The sequence below is a fragment of the Paenibacillus sp. CR_12 genome (assembly GCF_041953985.1).
In the GTDB taxonomy this organism is placed as follows: domain Bacteria; phylum Bacillota; class Bacilli; order Paenibacillales; family Paenibacillaceae; genus Paenibacillus_AQ; species Paenibacillus_AQ lautus_A.
In genome coordinates this window covers 73,308-91,491 of the sequence record NZ_JAVFHO010000013.1, presented here as the reverse complement: position 1 = coordinate 91,491, position 18,184 = coordinate 73,308, and the positions used below count along the sequence as shown (strand labels likewise).

Sequence of the window (18,184 nt, the reverse complement as noted above, 5' to 3'; positions counted from 1 at the left end):
TAAAATAGGTGTAATTGTGTGTTAAAAAAGGGGGATGCAGCATGTTGAAAATTGGTTCCCACGTGTCGTTTTCGGACAAGGGATTGCTGACTGCGACGGCTGAAGCCACGTCTTACGGCTCAAGCTCGTTCATGATATATACCGGTGCGCCGCAAAATACGCGCCGCAAGCCGATCGACTCCATGTTTATCGAAGAAGGCAAAGCCGCCATGAAGGAAAGCCGGATTGAAGAAATCGTGGTCCACGCGCCGTACATTATCAACCTCGGATCGTACAAGCCGAATACGTTTGAACTGGCGGTGAGCTTTCTGCAGGAGGAGATTCGCCGCACGCATGCGGTAGGCGTGAAGAACATCGTTCTCCATCCCGGCGCATATACCGACAAGGATGCGGAATACGGCATCGACCGAATTGCGGAAGGTCTTAATGAAGTGCTCGGCGGTACGGATGAGACCGAAGTGAAGATTGCGCTTGAGACGATGGCCGGCAAAGGTACCGAAATGGGGCGCAGCTTTGAAGAAATTGCTTCCATTATTGATAAGGTGAAGTACAACGACCGATTAGCCATTTGCCTGGACACCTGCCATATTCATGACGCGGGATATGATATCGTGAATGATCTGGACGGCGTGCTGGAGCAGTTCGACAAGCTGATCGGGCTCGACCGTTTAACGGTCGTCCACGTGAACGATAGCAAGAACCCGCGCGGAGCGGGCAAAGACCGTCATACGCCGATTGGAACCGGATGGATCGGGTATGAAGCCATTCAGAGAGTGGTTCATCACGAGAAGCTCCAGGGCAGACCGTTCATTCTCGAAACGCCGTGGATCGGTAAAGATCCAAAAACCCAGCGTCCGATGTACGAGATCGAGATTGCGCTTCTGCGCGGGGATGTGGAAGGCCGTTTCGGCCAAGCTTTCACGCAGCAAGTGGAAGAGCTGGGTGCTTTCTTTGCCAAGGAAGGCATCGAGTCCCGTTCATTTGTACTGGATACCTGGACGCTGCTGAAGAATGATGCCAAAGCCAAAAAGGCCGATCCGCGCGAACCGATGGAGCGCCTGTACGATATGGTCATGGCGGCCGGCCTGCTGTCCGACCTGTCGGAGGAGCAGATCAATCAGCGCCTGATCGCTTGGTTGTCTGGTGTTTCCCTGACATCCTAAGCTTCATTAGAAATGGCATATTAGTAAGAAACTGAGGCATTCTCAAGAAAACGTCCGCATGCTGCGGATTGTTTTTCTTGAGAGATGCCGTTCATGTTCATTGCAGATTTAAAAGGAGGATCACCGAGTCTCATGGAAATTCACATCAAGAAGGATCTGCCGTCTGCGGCAGGTCAGTACCCTAATCGTGCCCGCATGCTGATCTCCTGTCCGGATGGACCGGGAATCGTGGCAGCAGTATCCCAGTTCCTGTATCAGCATGGCGCGAATATCGTTCAGTCTGACCAATATACGATGGACCCGGCCGGCGGCATGTTTTTTATGCGGGTTGAGTTCGATCTGGAGGACTTGAACACGAAGCTTCCCCAGCTGGAGGAATCCTTCCGGGAAGTAGCCGATCAATTCCGCATGGAGTGGAATATCTACCATGCCGCCCGCAAGAAACGCCTGGCGATTTTTGTTTCGAAAGAGGATCACTGCCTTGTAGAGTTGTTGTGGCAATGGCAGGCTGGCGACCTGGATGCGGATATCGCATTGGTGGTCAGCAACCATCTGGATATGAAGGAATACGTGGAATCCTTCGGTATCCCGTATCACCACATTCCGGTTACGGCGGATACGAAGCCTCAAGCGGAGCAGCGTCAGCTGGACGTGATCGGCGATGATATCGACGTGATCATCCTTGCGCGTTACATGCAGATTATTTCGCCAACCTTTATCGATCATTACCGGAATCGGATTATCAACATCCACCATTCCTTCCTCCCGGCCTTCGTCGGCGGCAAGCCATATGCGCAAGCATATAACCGCGGCGTCAAGATTATCGGGGCAACCGCCCACTACGTAACGGAAGAGCTCGATGGCGGACCGATTATCGAGCAGGACGTGCAGCGCGTAAGCCACCGTGACGACGTCAATGAGCTGAAGCGCATCGGACGTACCATCGAACGCGTGGTGCTGGCAAGAGCCGTCAAATGGCATGTCGAGGATCGGATTCTGGTCCATAACAACAAAACGGTTGTATTCAGCTAATCCTGGTCATTCCGACGATTCATCATAGAGAGTATAATGGAGCAGCCTGACACTTTAACGCTGCAATGGATTACCCCTTGATCCCGCTCCTCTTCTTGGAGCGGGATTTTATTTTATATTTGACTTAAGCAATAACACGAATTTCTTGCCAAAAGCTGAAAAAATGGTTCCTTTGAGCTTTTTATGGAAGTAAACGTCAAACTTTTTATAAATTCGACTCGTCAATATAGTTGAGCTTGTGAAGAGAGTCTTTACATACATCTTCTAAACCTATGCATCGTTTGTCTTTGAACAGCAATTTATATTTGGAGAGGGGAATCATCAGTTGTCGTTTTATACAAAGAAAACGTGGATGCTGCTGCCGATGGTGGCGCTACTGATTGTGGCAACGTTATCTCTGTCGATTCCGGCAGGAAACGTCTACGCCGACGGAGCGAAGATTGGCATTCAATCCGAAATGGGCTACCAAGGCAAAATCAAACATGAGAAATGGAACCCGCTCAAACTCACCCTAACGAGCGACCGGGATATATCCGGCGATGTGGTCGTGCAGATTCAGAACTACAACGGCTTCGGGTATCAGACTTCTTATGTTCAGCAGGTGGACCTGCCGAAGGATACGCCGAAGGAAGTCGTGATCGGCATTCCTGGAGCCGTACTGAATAAAGACAATAACCAAATCCTTTTCTATGAAGGTTCTTATACGAAGGGGAAGCAGGTACCGTTTGCCACAGGCAAAAATTACGTGCAGGCTTCTCCGTATCAAGGCGCGCTCATGGCCGTCTTGTCCGATGATCCGGACACGATGAATTTCATGAACGTCCTGAACGGCAAAGGCAGCAGCGTGAACGTGTTCCCGCTTAAAGACGCTAACGTTCCTACGGATGCGATGCTGCTGAACGGGCTGGACGTCATCGTAATGAACAATTATGCATCCGATACGCTGTCTGAGCCTCAACAAAAGGCGATTACGGATTGGGTCAATGGCGGCGGCACCCTGGTTCTGGCCGGGGGCGCGGGGTATGCCAAAACGGCGGCGCCGTTTGCCGACATATCGCCGGTCGCTGCGAATGGCACCGCGACCGTGAACTCGCTGGATGAACTGGAGAAGCTTGGCGGGAAACCGCTGAAACTGGATGGGCCATTTACCATTTCTACGGCGAAAGCCGTGGAAGGCGCCCAAATCGGGATTGCCGCGGACGGACAACCTTTGTTTGCCTCGAAGGCTTACGGACAGGGTAGCGTTCAATATGCCGCTTACGATCTGGCGATGGAGCCGGTAAGCTCTTGGGCAGGCCATCCGGACGCGTGGGCATCGGTACTGCGCAATAACCTGCCGATGATGAATTCGCAGAATGGCATGTATTACAATTCGCTCATGGACAATTTGAATTATGTTCTGGAGTATTTCCCGTCGCTGAAGATGCCTTCCTTCACGCTGCTGCTGTGGATGCTCATTATTTATGCGGTCGTCGTCGCACCGCTGCTCTACTATATATTGAAGAAGGCGGACAAGCGGGAATGGGCGTGGTTCTTGATTCCGATCATTGCCGTCATCGCGAGCGCTTCCGTCTATGCGGTCGGTTCGTCGGACAAGACGCGCGAGCTCGCGCATACCATCAATCTGATTGAACTAAATGGCCAGGGAGATGCGGTGAAATCGACCGCTTCTGCATTCTTCACGCCTCGAAGCGGGAACTATGCCTTGGAATTTGGGGAGAATACGTATTTGAAAACGGGGCAGTCCCGGAACTCGTTTGGAGGAACCGCCGAGAATAAAAGTTTTGTCCGGGTAGGGCAGGAGTCCACGACGCTGGAGCTTCGGGACATGTCCCAATGGTCGTTGGCCAAGGTATGGGTGGACCATCAGGGTACGGAGGAGATGGGACGTCTTGCCATGGATTTAAAGCTGGATGCCAAAGGGGGATTAAACGGTAAGATCACCAATGACACCATTAACGATTTAACTGAGGTGGTGCTGGTTGTCGGAGGCAGTGCCTATAAGCTGGGAGATATCAAGAAGGGCGAGGCGGCTGCCATTCCTCAGGATCCGAAACAAATCATCAAATTTACGGGCGGTGACTTGTCCGGGATGCTGTACCCATACTCGCAGAATGATCCGAAACAACGGGAGCGCGACATTTTGTCCAACTACGGATACTCGAAGGGAATGGTCAACAAGGATGCTTACATTCTGGGATGGAGCAAAGACCATTTGACGAATTATACGCTGAAAGGCGCCGAGGTGGACAGTGATCAGCTCAATTTCTGGATACAGCCGGTGGAAATGGATTGGGGACTGAACGGGGAAATCAACATTCCTTACGGCTTCCTGTCTCCAGAGATATCGCAGGTGAATTCGCCGATGTTCGGGGTTTATCCGCACGGGGTTGAAATGGGACAAGGCAATCTGATCGCCGAATTCCCGCTCATATCCGAAGGCCAAGTGAAGTATTCCGAATTGTCCATCAAAGGCACCAAATTCAACAACAACGTCACGATGGAGATCTGGAACTCGAAGAAGAGCGAATGGGAGCCTGTTACAGACGCGAACAATGTGCATACCATTAACCAGAATCCGGAGCAGTATATCGTGGGGAATCGCATCCGATTCATGATCACCGCCAAGGATCAGACCAACTTTATGATGCCGGAGCTGTCTGTGAAAGGGGAGGCCACTCAATGATCGAGATTAGAAATCTGAGCAAAAGATACGGAGCGTTCCATGCGCTGAAAGATATCAGTCTTCATATCGAAAAAGGGACGGTATTCGGATTTGTCGGTCCTAACGGAGCAGGCAAATCCACGACGATGTCCATATTGGCTACCCTGATGCTTCCTACCTCGGGCGTTGCCAAAGTCGGCGGCTATGACGTGACCCAGCATCCCAAGGAGGTCCGCAAGCGGATCGGTTATATGCCCGATTTCTTCGGCGTGTACGATCAGCTGAAGTCTACAGAATATCTGCATTTCTACGGGGCAAGTTACGGCATCCCGCGCGCCGAGCGGGAGCAGCTTATTCCGCAGCTGCTGGAGCTTGTCAACCTGAGCGACAAGGCGGATACGTACGTTGACAGTCTCTCGCGGGGGATGAAGCAGCGTTTATGCCTGGCCCGGTGCCTGGTGCATGATCCGGAGGTATTGATCCTGGATGAGCCGGCCTCGGGGCTGGATCCGCGGGCGCGGATCGAGATGCGCGAAATATTGAAGGAACTGAAGCTCATGGGCAAGACCATCATCATTTCATCGCATATTTTGCCTGAGCTGGCCGAGATGGTGGATGAGATTGGGGTAATTGAGCACGGCGAGATGGTTGCCCAAGGCAAGGTGGCCGATATTCAGAGCCGTCTTCGCGTGAAAAAAGTCATTCATATCCGCACGCTGGAGCGTGAAGAGGAGCTGGCCGAGAAACTGCGTGACGAACCGTTCGTCACGTCGGTATTAACGGATAACACCGGCGTCCATGTTCATTACGGCGGGGATGACGCGCAGCAAAGCGCCCTGCTTCGGCAGGTGGTTTCCTGGGAAATTCCGATTGTCTCGTTTCAGGAAGCGCAGAGCAATCTGGAGGATGTATTCCTCGAAATTACCAAAGGAGGGCCCCGCGAATGAATTGGAGCAGAAAGCTGATCAATCCGGTCATCGACAAGGAATTCCGGCTGCGGATGCGTTCTACGCGTTCCATGCTGTCGGTGTTGTTTTATGTATTGGCGCTAGGCGCCATAGCCATGGGCTTCATTTATCTCTTCTTATATTTGGGACAGCAGGGGCCTCAGCGATTCGATCCGCAGATGAGCCAGATGATGTTCTATGTCCTGAGTTTTGCGCAGCTTGTCCTTATCGCGTTCATGGCCCCCGCGCTTACGGCGGGCGTCATCAGCAGCGAGCGGGAGAAGCAAACGCTGAGCATGCTGCTGACGACGCAGCAGAGCTCGGCTACGATCGTGCTGAGCAAGCTGGTATCCGCACTCAGCTTCATGACGCTGATCGTGCTGGCTACGCTGCCGATCTACAGCATTGTGTTCCTGTACGGCGGGATTTCGCCGAAGCAGCTCGTTTCCGTGTTTGCCTTTTATTTATTCGTGATGCTGCTGCTCGGTTCGCTCGGCGTGATGTTCTCCACGTTATTCAAAAGAACCATCGTCGCGATTATCGTTACCTACGGGGCCGGGCTGATCATATTCCTTGTTACCGGCCTGCTGTACCTGTTCTTCATGGGAATCGAACAGCGGAATATGTATCAAAGCGGGCAGCCGATCGTACCGGGCAGCTATTCTTGGGTCGGTTATGTGCTGGGCCTGAACCCGGCCGGGGCGATGATGAGTTTGTTCAACCCGTCTTTTTCGGAGGACGCGTTCTTGCTGCGAGGAGGAAGCCTGAACAGCAAAGCCCCGATCGAATTGTGGCTGGAATTTTTCATCGTCTATTCGGTGGTGATCGTTCTTGCCCTGTGGGTTGCCGTACGGAATATCCGTCCTGTCGCAAGGCGCAAACGCAAGGATAAGAACGAAACCCAGCTGCCGAAGGAGCCGGAAACGGCGGGGAACGAAGCGTAACATCATGCAAGGAGTACGGTAAGGAGGGAGAGCAATGGACAACATCATGCGTTTTATCGAAGCCGCAAGACGGCGGCTGCAGCGGTTCCGCGTCATCACGTATGCATTATACGGGCTTATGGCAGGATTGGCCGTGCTGCTGCTGCTCCTGGTCCTTGGGAGATTCGTGCCTATAGCCTGGCTTCCCGTCGCATCCGTGGCCGTTCCCGTGGGGGCGGGCTTCATAGGCTTGTTATGGGGATGGCTGCATCGGGTGCCGATCGAAGAAGCGGCTTCAGCGATGGACCATGTTCCGGACGGAGCGGAGCGAAGCGATATGATGGTTACGGCGCTGTCGTTCAAGGAGGAAGAATCGTTGGCCGCCAAATGGCAGCGCGAGCAGGCGGAGCGTTACGGTGCGCGTTTTGCGGAACGGTTGCCGGAGCGCCTGCCTTCCCCTAACCGAAAAAAACAGCTTCTGATCTGCGGTGCCTCGCTTGCTGCCGTACTCATCCTGGTGTTCGTTCCGAACCCGATGGATAAGAAGGTGGAGGCTGCCAAAGAGGCGCAGAGCTGGATGAAGGAGCAGGCAGCCAAAACCGAACAGCTGGCGGAGGAGCTCCAGAAGGAAACGCTGGATCCTGCCGATCGAAAAAAGCTCCAGGAAAAGCTGGATGCCCTGAAAAAAGCGCTGGAGCAGGAGAAGCATCCTGAGCAAGCGCTGGAGAAGCTGGAAGAAGCCATGAAAGAGCTGGAGAAACTGGCGAAACAGCAGGAGGAAAAAGCGAAGGCGCTGTCGGAGCTGGCTAAGCAAATGCAGCAGGAGAAGGCGCTGTCCCAGGTGGGGAAAAAGCTTGCCGAGGGCATGGCCGATGAGCTGAAGCAGGAAATGAAGAAACTCACCGAGCAGGTGAAGAAGATGTCCCAGGAAGAGAAGAACGAGCTGTCCGATGCTTTGAAAAAGCTGGCTGAGGAAGCTGCCAAGCAGATGGAAGACGGGAAGCTGGAGCAGGAACTCAAAAAAGCGGCCGATGCGCTGAAGGAGGGCAAGCTGCCGAAGGAGCTGGAAGAAGCGCTCCAGCAGCTGGCCGAGGAGCTGGCGAAAGCAGCGCAAGCCAAAGCCGCGTCGGACAGCCAGTCGCAGTCCGCGTCCTCGCTGGCGTCCTCCCTTGCTTCGCAAGGATTGAGCTTGGCCGATCAGATGGCGGCTGCAGGGATGTCGGTATCCGATGCCTGGAGTAACGGCGGCAGTGCCGAGGCCTTGGCTCAGGCCGGCTCCGGTGCAGGCTCGGGCGAACAAGGAGAGGGCTCGGAGGGAGCCCCAGGTGAAGGCGGCTCCGGTGCAGGCCAAGGTCAAGGCTCCGGCACAGGCAGCGGTTCCGGATCGGGAAGCGGCTCGGGCTCAGGAGCAGGCTCCGGCTCGGGCGGCAGCGGCGGATCGGGAAGCGGCACAGGCAGCGGAGCCGGTCTTGGATCAGGCGGCCGTGAGCTCGTGACCATCCCTAGGGACTATAAGGGCAGCGGCAATGTGCAGAACGATTCCGGCGAGATCAAGGGCAGCGGCGGAGATATACAGAAGGGCGGCGTATCGCCGACGGTTCCGGGCATGTCCAGGCCTTATGAGGAAGTGTACCGCGATTATGAGACCGAAGCGCGCAAAACGTTAGACCGCAATCAGCTGCCGGACCAGATGCAAGGGTTGGTTGAGGAATATTTCATACAGATCAATCCGAACCCGTAAGGGATCGAAGAGCCGAGCGCCGAAGCTAGAATGAGAACTTGAACTTTACCAAGAAGATGGAGGTTTCGTCCATGTCGGATATTGCAGTGAGACCACAGGAATGGATGGAGAAAATATCAGGCCTGCGCGAACATATCGGCAAGGTGATTGTCGGACAGCAGGATGTTGTGGAGCAGATGCTTTGGTGTATCTTTGCGGGGGGCCATGCCCTCCTGGAAGGGATTCCGGGTCTCGGCAAAACGATGCTCGTCCGCACCGTGTCGGAGGCGTTGGACCTGTCCTTTTCCCGCATACAGTTTACGCCGGATTTGATGCCGAGCGATATAACGGGCACCAATATCCTGTCGTTCGGGCAGCATGGGGACACCGGGATGACCTTTCAAAAGGGTCCGCTGTTCAGCAGCATCGTGCTGGCCGATGAGATTAACCGCGCCACGCCCAAAACCCAGAGCGCCTTGCTCGAGGCGATGCAGGAGAAGACCGTCACCGTGGGGGGCGTAACCCATCAGCTGCCAAAACCTTTTTTCGTTCTGGCCACGCAAAATCCCTTGGAGAACGAGGGGACGTATCCATTGCCGGAGGCCCAGCTTGACCGCTTTCTGCTGAAGATCGAAGTATCGTATCCCAGCGCGGACGAATTGAAGGAAATCGTAAAGCGGACGACGTCCTCACACGAATTCCAGGTGGAACGGCAAATGACCGGGGACGAGCTGCTGGAAATCCAGCGCGGGGCGAAGGAAGTGTTGGTTGCCGAAGAGATTCTGGATTATGCGGTTCGTCTGCTGATGATGACGCATCCGGAGGAGGCGGCCGCACCGGAGGCTGTACGTAAATACGTCCAGTTCGGTTCCGGACCGCGCGGCATTCAGTCCATCATTTCGGTAAGCAAAGTCCGGGCCTTGTGCAGCGGGCGGATGCATGTATCCACGGGCGATATTCGCGCCGTGGCTTTATCAGCGCTGCGACACCGCTTGTTCCTGAATTTCGAGGGGCAGGCGCTCGGCATTACCACGGACCATGTCATTCGGGAGGTTCTGCAAGCGCTGGAGGCATCCGCGTGAGCGGGGGCGCGCACCTGCTTCCTCCGGAATGGCTTCCCCGTCTGGAGCGCTTGAGCCTGGATGCCAAACGCCGGGTCGCCGGAACGCTGCAGGGAAAGAGGCGATCCCGCCGGCTCGGCTCGTCCCTCGAATTCGCCGATTACCGCGTGTATTCGCCCGGGGATGATGTCCGCAGATTTGACTGGGGCGTCTATTCCCGTACGGGAAAAGCTTTCGTTCGTCAATTCATGGACGAGCAGGAGCTGACCGTGAGCCTATTCGTGGATTGCTCCGCATCGATGGGGGCCGTCATGTCATCGCCTACGGAACCAAGCACCGCCGACCCGGAGGGAACGAAGGGCAGCCCTAAATGGCTGCTAGCGCGTCAACTCGCCGCAAGCATCGGCTACATGGCGTTGTCGTCTTACGACAGGCTGCAGGTTGCCTGTTACAGCCGTTCGATTAACGCCCGTCTTCCGATCATGAGAGGAAAGGGCTCGGCTCATCGCCTGTTTTCGTTCCTGCAAGGGGCAGAAACGGGAGGCGAGGGCAGCTTGGGCGCAGCGCTTGCGGTTCCTGGCGCGCTACCCCGGCAGCCGGGAATGACCTGGGTGTTCTCCGATTTTTGGCTGGAGGGCGGCGAGGAGGAATTGTTCAGGTCGCTTTCCCTTTTGTCCGGTACCGGACAGGAAGTGGTGCTGGTGCATGTATTGTCGCGGGAGGAGCTGGAGCCTAAATTATCCGGCGATCTGCGGCTGGTGGACAGCGAAACGATGAGCGGCAAGGAAGTGGCGCTGACGGGCAAAGTGCTGGATGCTTACAAAGAGGAGCTGGAGCGATACCGGACGATGCTGTCCCGCGTTTGCGCGGAACGGGGCATGTCTTACGTGCTCATTCCGGCGGATATGCCGCTTACGGACGCGATGTTCGGGGTGCTTGCGGGAGCTGGTCTGGTTACTGGATAGAGCGGGACCTCCTATAGAGGTGCTGTCCATGCATCTGCAGCATTCCTCATGCTTTCGGAGGTTTGGCGACAGGAAACAGAGATGATACACAAGCGATTGCTTAACCGGCTTCACCAGGACCTGTCTGCGATCTCAAGAAACGAACAAGTTGAAATCTTGTTCGAAAAATAGGAAGAGATGGATAGGCCTTCATCCGATGCTCGGGGAAAGTACAGGCATGTCTCGTTAGTCAGGGTCCATGGGAGTAAGGAGGGGACACGTTGGGGATTCAATCTTGGCTGAGTCTATGGTTCGGTTTAACGCTGCCGGCCATCGTGCTCATGTATATGTTCAAGCGGAAATATGTGGATACAACCGTTCCCAGCCACTTGCTGTGGGAGCGGGTGCTCCGGAACCTGGAGGCCAACAGGCCGTGGCAGAAGCTGCAGAATCGGCTTCTGCTGTGGCTCCAGCTGCTTGCTGCGGCATTGATGGTCTTCGCACTGATGCAGCCCTTTATGCAGGTGTCCGGCGGAGGCAGCGCCCATGTGGTCATCGTTGCCGATACCTCGGGCAGCATGAGCGCGCAGATGCAGCCGTCCGCTGAAGGCGGAGCCGCAACCAGGCTGGAATGGATGCAGCAACGAATTAAGGAATATGTGAAGGACCGAGGGCGACGGAGCGAGATCACCCTGCTGTCCGTAGGAGCAAGTCCCATGACGCTTGTATCCCATGAAAGCGACCGCGCCGCCATCGATAAGGCCGTGGATGGTTTACGTCCCTATTACGGACAGGCGTCCTACAGGGAAACCTTATCGCTCGCTTCGGCGCTGACGCGGGAAGAGCATGATGCAGAGGTCGTTATTTTTACGGACAGCTACTGGAAGCCGGACACGGCCCCCATAGCGTTTCAGGTTCCGGTTTCCGTTGAGAAGGTGCAGGGCGAGCTCCCGCATAACGTGTCCATTGATCAATTCGGCATTTCACCTAGAGATAATGCGGATTCATCTTATGCGGCGGTCGCCGTCCTCAGCACGAATGCCGAGGCATCTGTATCGGCCGAAGTAAATCTTTACGGAGATGAAGAGCTGCTGACCAGCAGGATGCTTGTATTGGAGCCGGGGAAGAGATTAACCGAATCCTTTACAAATCTGCCGTTTGCTGAAGTGTACCGACTTGAGTTATCTCAGGATGACGGGTATACGGCAGACAATCATTCCTTTGCGTTCGGTTTGGGGCACGGATCTTCGCGCGTCCTGCTGCTGACTTCAGGCAATCTGTTCTTGGAGAAGGCGCTTCAGCTGAGCGGTGCCGAAGTCACCCGGGTAGCTTTGGACGAGTCCAAAGCTAAGACCGCCGAGGACAACGGCAGTGTGGATAAGGAGGCGGGTAAGGGCAGCGCAGCTGCGGATGTGCCGCCCGTGCCCGAAGGCGAATTTGATCTGCTTGTCATCGACGGGAACGTGCCGGAAGGGTTCCGGCAAGGGAAGTGGGCGGATCTGATGGCCAAGACTCCGTTATGGACGATTGGCGGAGAAGGTGACAAGGTCGGCAACCAAGGAGGACGCGCCGTGCTTGCCAAGCATCCGGTGACTGCCTATGTCACCTTGTCCGGGGTCTATTTCGGTACGCTGGTGGATCAGGCCCCTGCTTGGGGGGAACCCGTCATCAAGCTGGGGGATCAACCGATCGTCTATGCGGGAAGCGAAAACGGGCGGCCTCGATTATCCTTCAATTTCCTGCTTCAGGATAGCGACCTTCCGTTATCGCCGGAATTTCCGGTCATGGTCAGCAATGCGCTGGAGTGGATGACCTCAGGCAAGGGAAGCGGGCTTGGCCGATATATGGCCGGCGCGCAAGCGGATATCCCGATTGCAGCGGATACGGTAGCGGCCAAATGGATCCCCAAGAGCGGTCTTGCTCTGGCTGACGGCCTCCCTGCTGCGGATGTCCTGAGGAATGAGCAAGGGATATCGCCGGTACAGCTCGTGCCGGATTATCCGGGGCTGTACGCTTTTGAACAGCAGAATGAAGCGGGCGAGAAGCTTAATTATTGGCTTGCTGTAACTGCAGACCCGTACGAGGCGGATTGGAGCAGCGATCAAGGCCCGGCGGTAAGTCAAGCGGCAACGAACGCGGGTGAGTCTGAAGCGGGAGCTGATTCCGGCACATCCGGGAGTAACGAAACGACGAACCGTGCCGGCTCGTTAATGCCATGGCTGGCCGCTTTGGCACTGGCTGTGATCGCAGCGGAATGGGGGGTGTACCAACGTGGGCGTTCAATTTAGCCAACCATGGTTGTTGCTGCTGCTGATTCCGGCAGGTTTATTTCTCTACTATGCCTACAAATCGGATTTCCGATTAAGCGGTTTTCGCAAAAAACTGGCGTTATTCTTTAGAACCTGCGTCATTCTATTATTAATCCTTATGATTTCGGGTTTGCATGGCTTTACCGTCCTCAGGGATAAACAGGTCGTGTATCTGGCTGACCGTTCCGACAGCATGGGGGATTCGGCCCGGATCACGAGCTGGATCAACGATTCCCTTGCGGCAAAAGGCGAAAAGGATGGCACCGCCGTTGTTTCTACGGGTCTTGAAGGCGCCGTGGAACGGCGTCTATCCCCTGCGGACAATGCGGGCGCTTCCTTGAACGCGCTCCTGGAGCAGCGGTTTACCGGGCTGGAATCCGGTCTTCAGCTGGCCGGCAGCCTGTTCGAGGGCAGGAGCGATTCCCGAATCGTGTTGATCTCCGACGGGGAGGAGAATGTGGGCAGCATGGCGGCGGCGGGAAGGCTTCTGAAGGATCGGGGGATAGCCGTTGACGTGCTTCCGACTCCGAAGCAGGCCGTCCAGGATGCTGCCGTGGAGGAGCTGAATGTTCCGGACAAGCTGTATCAGGCGGAGTCGTTCTATGTGGAGGTCATGGTTCGCAGCACGTTCAAGACCTCCGGCGAACTGCGCATTTACGAGGATAACCGCGAGATCGGCCGGGAACGCGTGGATGTAACACCAGGCGAGAACCGGTACGCCGTGAAGGGCCTGGCCAAGAACCCGGGACTCCACCGTTACCGTGCCGAAATCTTCATGGACGGGGATGAAGCCTCGGCCAATAATGCGGCATTCGATTTTACCCGGGTGGAAGGTCCGCCGAACGTGCTGATCGTGGAGGGAACTCCGGGCACGTCGGGCAATATCACGGCAGCGCTCGAGTCCGGCATGATCGGCACCGAAGTGATTCCGCCGGAGCTGCTCCCGCTGGAACCGGCCAAGTATGCCGTGTACGACAGCATCATCTTTAATAACGTTTCCGGCAGCGACGTCGGCGGCAAACAGATGGAGCTGATCGAGCAGGCTGTCCGTAGCTTCGGCATCGGGTTCATGATGGCGGGCGGCGAGGACAGCTTCGGGATGGGCGGATATTTTAAAACCCCGATCGAAAAGGCGCTGCCGGTCTCGATGGAGCTGGAAGGCAAGCGGGAGATTCCATCGCTTGGCCTCATACTGGTCATCGACCGTTCGGGCAGCATGGACGGCAACAAGATCGAATTGGCCAAAGAATCGGCCATGCGCACGGTGGAGTTGATGAGAGCCAAGGACACGGTCGGCGTCGTCGCCTTTGACGATCAGCCGTGGTGGGTCGTACCGCCGCAGAAGCTCGGCGATAAGGAAGAGGTGCTAAGCAGCATCCAGTCGATTCCGAGTGCCGGAGGGACCAACATCTATCCTGCCGTTTCCTCGGCGCTGGAGGAAATGCTGAAGATTGACGCCCAGCGCAGGCATATCATTCTCATGACCGACGGTCAGTCCGCGATGAATTCCGGATATCAGGATCTGACCGATACGATGGTGGAGAACAAAATCACGATGTCTTCCGTGGCGGTCGGGATGGATGCGGACACCAACCTGCTTCAATCCTTGGCGGATGCGGCCAAGGGCCGTTATTATTTCGTTGAGGATGAAACCACGCTGCCGGCGGTATTCAGCCGGGAGGCCGTGATGCTGGCCAAATCCTATATCGTGGATAAACCCTTTGTCCCGGCCGTTCAGAACCCGGGCGATTGGGCGAGTTTGTTCCAGCAGGGCGTTCCGGGGCTGTATGGTTATGTCGCGGCAACGCCGAAGTCTTCCGCCCAGACGGTTCTGTCCAGTCCGGAGCCGGACCCGATCCTGTCGCGATGGCAGTACGGATCCGGCCGGACGGTGGCATGGACGAGCGATCTAAGCGGGAAGTGGTCCAAGGAGTGGGTGTCATGGTCCGGGTTCGCCGATACGTTGACCGAAATCGTGAAGTGGACGTTCCCGCAGTTTACGTCGTCGCCCTATGAAGTCACTACCGAGACGGCCGGCAACCAGGTAAAGCTGCAGGTCATCGCCAATGGGGAGAATCCGCCGGAGAAACTGAATGCGGTGATCGGGGATGACGAGGCCGGCGAGCAGACGGTGGAGCTCATTCAGGAGGCGCCAGGCCGTTATACCGGGCTCGTCAACGTCTCCAAGCCGGGAGCCTTCCTCATGTCCCTTGAGGACGCGAGCGGGGAAGAGCCGCTGCAAGCTGCGCCGGGTACCGGCTTCGTTGTGCCGTATTCGCCGGAATACCGGCTATCTTCCGGCAGCGGCGAGGAAGCGATGAAACGGCTGGCCGAAGCGACCGGGGGCCGCGTGTTATCCTGGGATGACCCGGCCGAAGTGTTCGACCGGGAGGCGACCTCGCGGATGCAGCTCCATGATTGGAGCTACCCGCTGCTGGCGGCGGCCCTGCTGCTGTGGGTCGCCGACATCGCCGTGCGGCGCCTGGCTCTGCCATGGGGCGCCATCGGCGCACGGATGGCCGCCCTGCTCCGCAGGCGGCCGGCCCCTGCCGGCGAGGCCGCGCCTGACGCCGGCCTCGAGCGGCTGGCTGCGCGCAAAGCCCGCGCCGCCCAGTTCTACGGCGGCAGCTCCGCGCAGCCGCCGCCGCAGGCCCCGCCCGCGCGCGAGCGCAGCGGCGCGGGCCACGGTGCCGGGGGCGGAAGCCCTGCCCCGGCACCCGGCGCAGCTCCGGCAGGGGGCCGCAAGGCCCCGCCGGAGGCGCGGGATACGCAGCGGGTGAATGCCCCGCTGCGGGAGGAGCGGCCGGCGCAGGCGAAGCCGGCCGCAAGCCAGGGCGCGCGCAAGGGAAGCGCGCCCACGCCGCCACCCCCGCCGCCGAAGGCGCAGGGGGACGGCAGCGGCCGGCCCGGGGAGACCGGCCCGGCTCCGGAAGGAGGCTCCTCCATGGATCGCCTCCTCAAAGCCAAAAAACGCGGCACGCGTTGATGTGCCCCGCAAGCTTCGGTCCGGCTGTCGATGTGCAGCTTAGGCCGAAGCTTTTTCTTTGCCCGAATGCAGTAACTTTTTCCATGCCGCCGATGTCCTCAAAATCGTTTAACGGATGTCGAATCCGGTTATAACCGGACTAATAAGGGAAATAATGCAAGAGGGATGTCGGCAGTCCTGACGACTTTTACACAACATTGACAATTACGTTATGGAAATGAAAGACGTGTGGTGATACAATAAGAGTCAAAATGATATTCTCAACATTCCTAACTGCTCTGATACCAAGCGAATCGGGGCTGGAGGGACGTAAGAAGCCTTCATTTTCGAAGCTTACTATGGAAAAGATTTGAGGAGGACGAATCATGACAACTGAACATAACCAAACGATCGACAACCTGTCCATCGCAACGATCCGGACATTGGCGATCGACGCGATCGAAAAAGCCAACTCCGGTCATCCGGGCATGCCGATGGGATCCGCGCCTATGGGCTACCAGCTGTTCGCGAAGACGATGAATCATAACCCGGACCAGCCGGCGTGGATTAACCGCGACCGTTTCGTCTTGTCTGCAGGACATGGCTCCATGCTGCTCTACAGTCTGCTCCACCTGAGCGGCTATGACTTGTCCATTGAGGACCTGAAACAGTTCCGTCAATGGGGAAGCAAAACGCCGGGGCACCCGGAATTCGGCCACACGGCCGGCGTTGATGCAACGACAGGTCCGCTCGGACAAGGCGTGGCCATGGCTGTAGGTATGGCAATGGCCGAGGCTCACTTGGGCGCGACTTACAATAAAGACGGCTTCAACGTGGTGGATCACTATACGTACGCGATCTGCGGCGACGGCGACATGATGGAGGGCGTGGCTTCCGAGGCGGCTTCCCTGGCAGGTCACCTGAAGCTTGGCAAATTGATCATGCTGTACGATTCCAACGATATCTCCCTTGACGGCGAGCTGAACCTGGCCTTCTCCGAGAACGTGGCGAAGCGTTTTGAAGCATATGGCTGGCAAGTGCTGCGCGTAGAAGACGGCAACGATCTGCCTGCGATCGAGAAAGCGATCGAGGAAGCGAAAGGCGATTCGAACCGCCCGACGCTGATCGAAGTGAAAACGGTCATCGGTTACGGCAGCCCGAACAAACAAGGTAAAGGCGGCCATGGCGGTACACACGGTTCTCCGCTCGGAGCCGACGAAGCGAAGCTGACCAAGGAATTCTATAAATGGGTATATGAAGAGGACTTCTACGTGCCGGAGGAAGTGCGCGAGCATTTCGGCAAAGTGAAAGAACGCGGCATTGCTGCATATCAAGCGTGGGTGGACCAGTTCGCGAAATACAAAGAGGCTTACCCAGAGCTGGCTGCGCAATTCGAGCGCGGCGAATCCGGCGAATTGGCTGAAGGATGGGACAAAGACCTTCCGAAATACAGCGCGGACGACAAAGCGGTTTCCACTCGCGTGGCTTCCGGTAAAGCGCTGAACGGTTTGACGGCAGGCGTACCGCAGCTGCTTGGCGGATCGGCTGACCTGGAAAGCTCCACCATGACTCACTTGAACGACCTGGCATCTTTCACCGCGGAGAGCTATGAAGGCCGCAACGTGTATTATGGCGTTCGCGAATTTGCGATGGCTGGCGCGATGAACGGTATCGCTCTCCATGGCGGATTGAAAATTTTCGGCGGTACGTTCTTCGTATTTACCGATTATCTGCGTCCGGCCATTCGTCTGGCTGCGATCATGAAGCTGCCGGTTACGTATGTGCTGACACACGACAGCATCGCTGTCGGCGAAGACGGCCCTACGCATGAGCCGATCGAGCAATTGGCTTCCCTGCGCATCATTCCAGGCGTGACCGTTATCCGTCCGGCAGATGCGAATGAGACTTCCGCTGCATGGGCTTATGCGGTTGAGAACACGGATCGTCCGGTAGCCTTGGTGCTGACTCGTCAAAATCTGCCGATCCTCGCTGGCACGGCGGACCATGCACGTGAAGGCATCAAACGCGGAGCTTATGTTGTTTCCGACGCGAAAGATGGAAACGTGCAGGCTCAAATCATTGCAACGGGTTCCGAGGTTCAGCTTGCCGTTAAAGCACAAGCGGCATTGGCCGAAGAAGGCATTGCCGTACGCGTCATCAGCATGCCAAGCTGGGATCTGTTCGACAGCCAGGATCAGGCTTACAAAGATTCCGTGCTGCTTCCTGACGTTAAAGCCCGTCTTGCCATTGAAATGGCTCATCCGTTCGGATGGGAGCGTTACGTGGGCGACAAAGGCGACATTCTCGGCATCAACACGTTTGGCGCTTCCGCTCCTGGCGACCGCGTCATTGCCGAGTACGGATTTACCGTTGAGAACGTGGTTAGCCGCGTAAAAGGCTTGCTGTAACAACACCCTGATTTAACTCCATATTGATTTTCCGGCACCCGCATCAT

The 18,184-nt window shown here is 56.4% G+C and carries 11 protein-coding genes; all 11 read left to right on the top strand.

Annotated features, from left to right (window positions below; all coding sequences use genetic code 11):
• Positions 1 to 41: 41 nt before the first annotated feature.
• The 11 genes from RB297_RS29680 (at position 42) to tkt (ending at position 18,137) form a co-directional block, all read left to right on the top strand.
• Positions 42 to 1,163 carry a deoxyribonuclease IV gene (locus RB297_RS29680; RefSeq protein ID WP_375122038.1) on the top strand — a complete coding sequence of 374 codons (1,122 nt, stop codon included), beginning with the start codon at positions 42 to 44 and terminating at the stop codon, positions 1,161 to 1,163.
• 132 nt (positions 1,164 to 1,295) lie between these two features.
• The gene (gene purU, locus RB297_RS29675) at positions 1,296 to 2,195 is read left to right on the top strand and encodes a formyltetrahydrofolate deformylase (RefSeq protein WP_090909006.1); all 900 of its coding nucleotides are present in this window, start codon (positions 1,296 to 1,298) and stop codon (positions 2,193 to 2,195) included.
• Positions 2,196 to 2,520: 325 nt separating this feature from the next.
• Positions 2,521 to 4,881 carry a DUF7408 domain-containing protein gene (locus RB297_RS29670; protein WP_096776482.1) on the top strand — a complete coding sequence of 787 codons (2,361 nt, stop codon included), beginning with the start codon at positions 2,521 to 2,523 and terminating at the stop codon, positions 4,879 to 4,881.
• The gene (locus tag RB297_RS29665; protein WP_015737216.1) at positions 4,878 to 5,807 is read left to right on the top strand and encodes an ABC transporter ATP-binding protein; all 930 of its coding nucleotides are present in this window, start codon (positions 4,878 to 4,880) and stop codon (positions 5,805 to 5,807) included. The genes RB297_RS29670 and RB297_RS29665 overlap by 4 nt, the downstream gene beginning before the upstream one ends.
• Positions 5,804 to 6,751: an ABC transporter permease gene (locus RB297_RS29660; RefSeq protein ID WP_096776481.1), complete on the top strand. Its 948-nt coding sequence runs from the start codon at positions 5,804 to 5,806 to the stop codon at positions 6,749 to 6,751. The genes RB297_RS29665 and RB297_RS29660 overlap by 4 nt, the downstream gene beginning before the upstream one ends.
• Before the next feature lie 34 nt (positions 6,752 to 6,785).
• Positions 6,786 to 8,471 (top strand): phage tail tape measure protein, encoded by a 1,686-nt coding sequence (locus RB297_RS29655; protein WP_375122037.1) that lies wholly within the window; start codon positions 6,786 to 6,788, stop codon positions 8,469 to 8,471.
• Positions 8,472 to 8,542: 71 nt separating this feature from the next.
• Positions 8,543 to 9,532, top strand: a complete 990-nt coding sequence (locus RB297_RS29650) for an AAA family ATPase (protein ID WP_090909010.1) — start codon at positions 8,543 to 8,545, stop codon at positions 9,530 to 9,532.
• Positions 9,529 to 10,476: a DUF58 domain-containing protein gene (locus RB297_RS29645; RefSeq protein ID WP_096776478.1), complete on the top strand. Its 948-nt coding sequence runs from the start codon at positions 9,529 to 9,531 to the stop codon at positions 10,474 to 10,476. The genes RB297_RS29650 and RB297_RS29645 overlap by 4 nt, the downstream gene beginning before the upstream one ends.
• 260 nt (positions 10,477 to 10,736) lie before the next feature.
• On the top strand, positions 10,737 to 12,743 hold the full coding sequence (locus RB297_RS29640) for a vWA domain-containing protein (protein WP_375122036.1): 2,007 nt from the start codon (positions 10,737 to 10,739) through the stop codon (positions 12,741 to 12,743).
• Positions 12,727 to 15,750, top strand: a complete 3,024-nt coding sequence (locus tag RB297_RS29635; protein ID WP_375122035.1) for a VWA domain-containing protein — start codon at positions 12,727 to 12,729, stop codon at positions 15,748 to 15,750. Before RB297_RS29640 ends, RB297_RS29635 begins: the two co-directional genes overlap by 17 nt.
• A gap of 365 nt (positions 15,751 to 16,115) precedes the next feature.
• Positions 16,116 to 18,137 carry a transketolase gene (tkt, locus tag RB297_RS29630; protein ID WP_090909014.1) on the top strand — a complete coding sequence of 674 codons (2,022 nt, stop codon included), beginning with the start codon at positions 16,116 to 16,118 and terminating at the stop codon, positions 18,135 to 18,137.
• Positions 18,138 to 18,184: the final 47 nt, after the last annotated feature.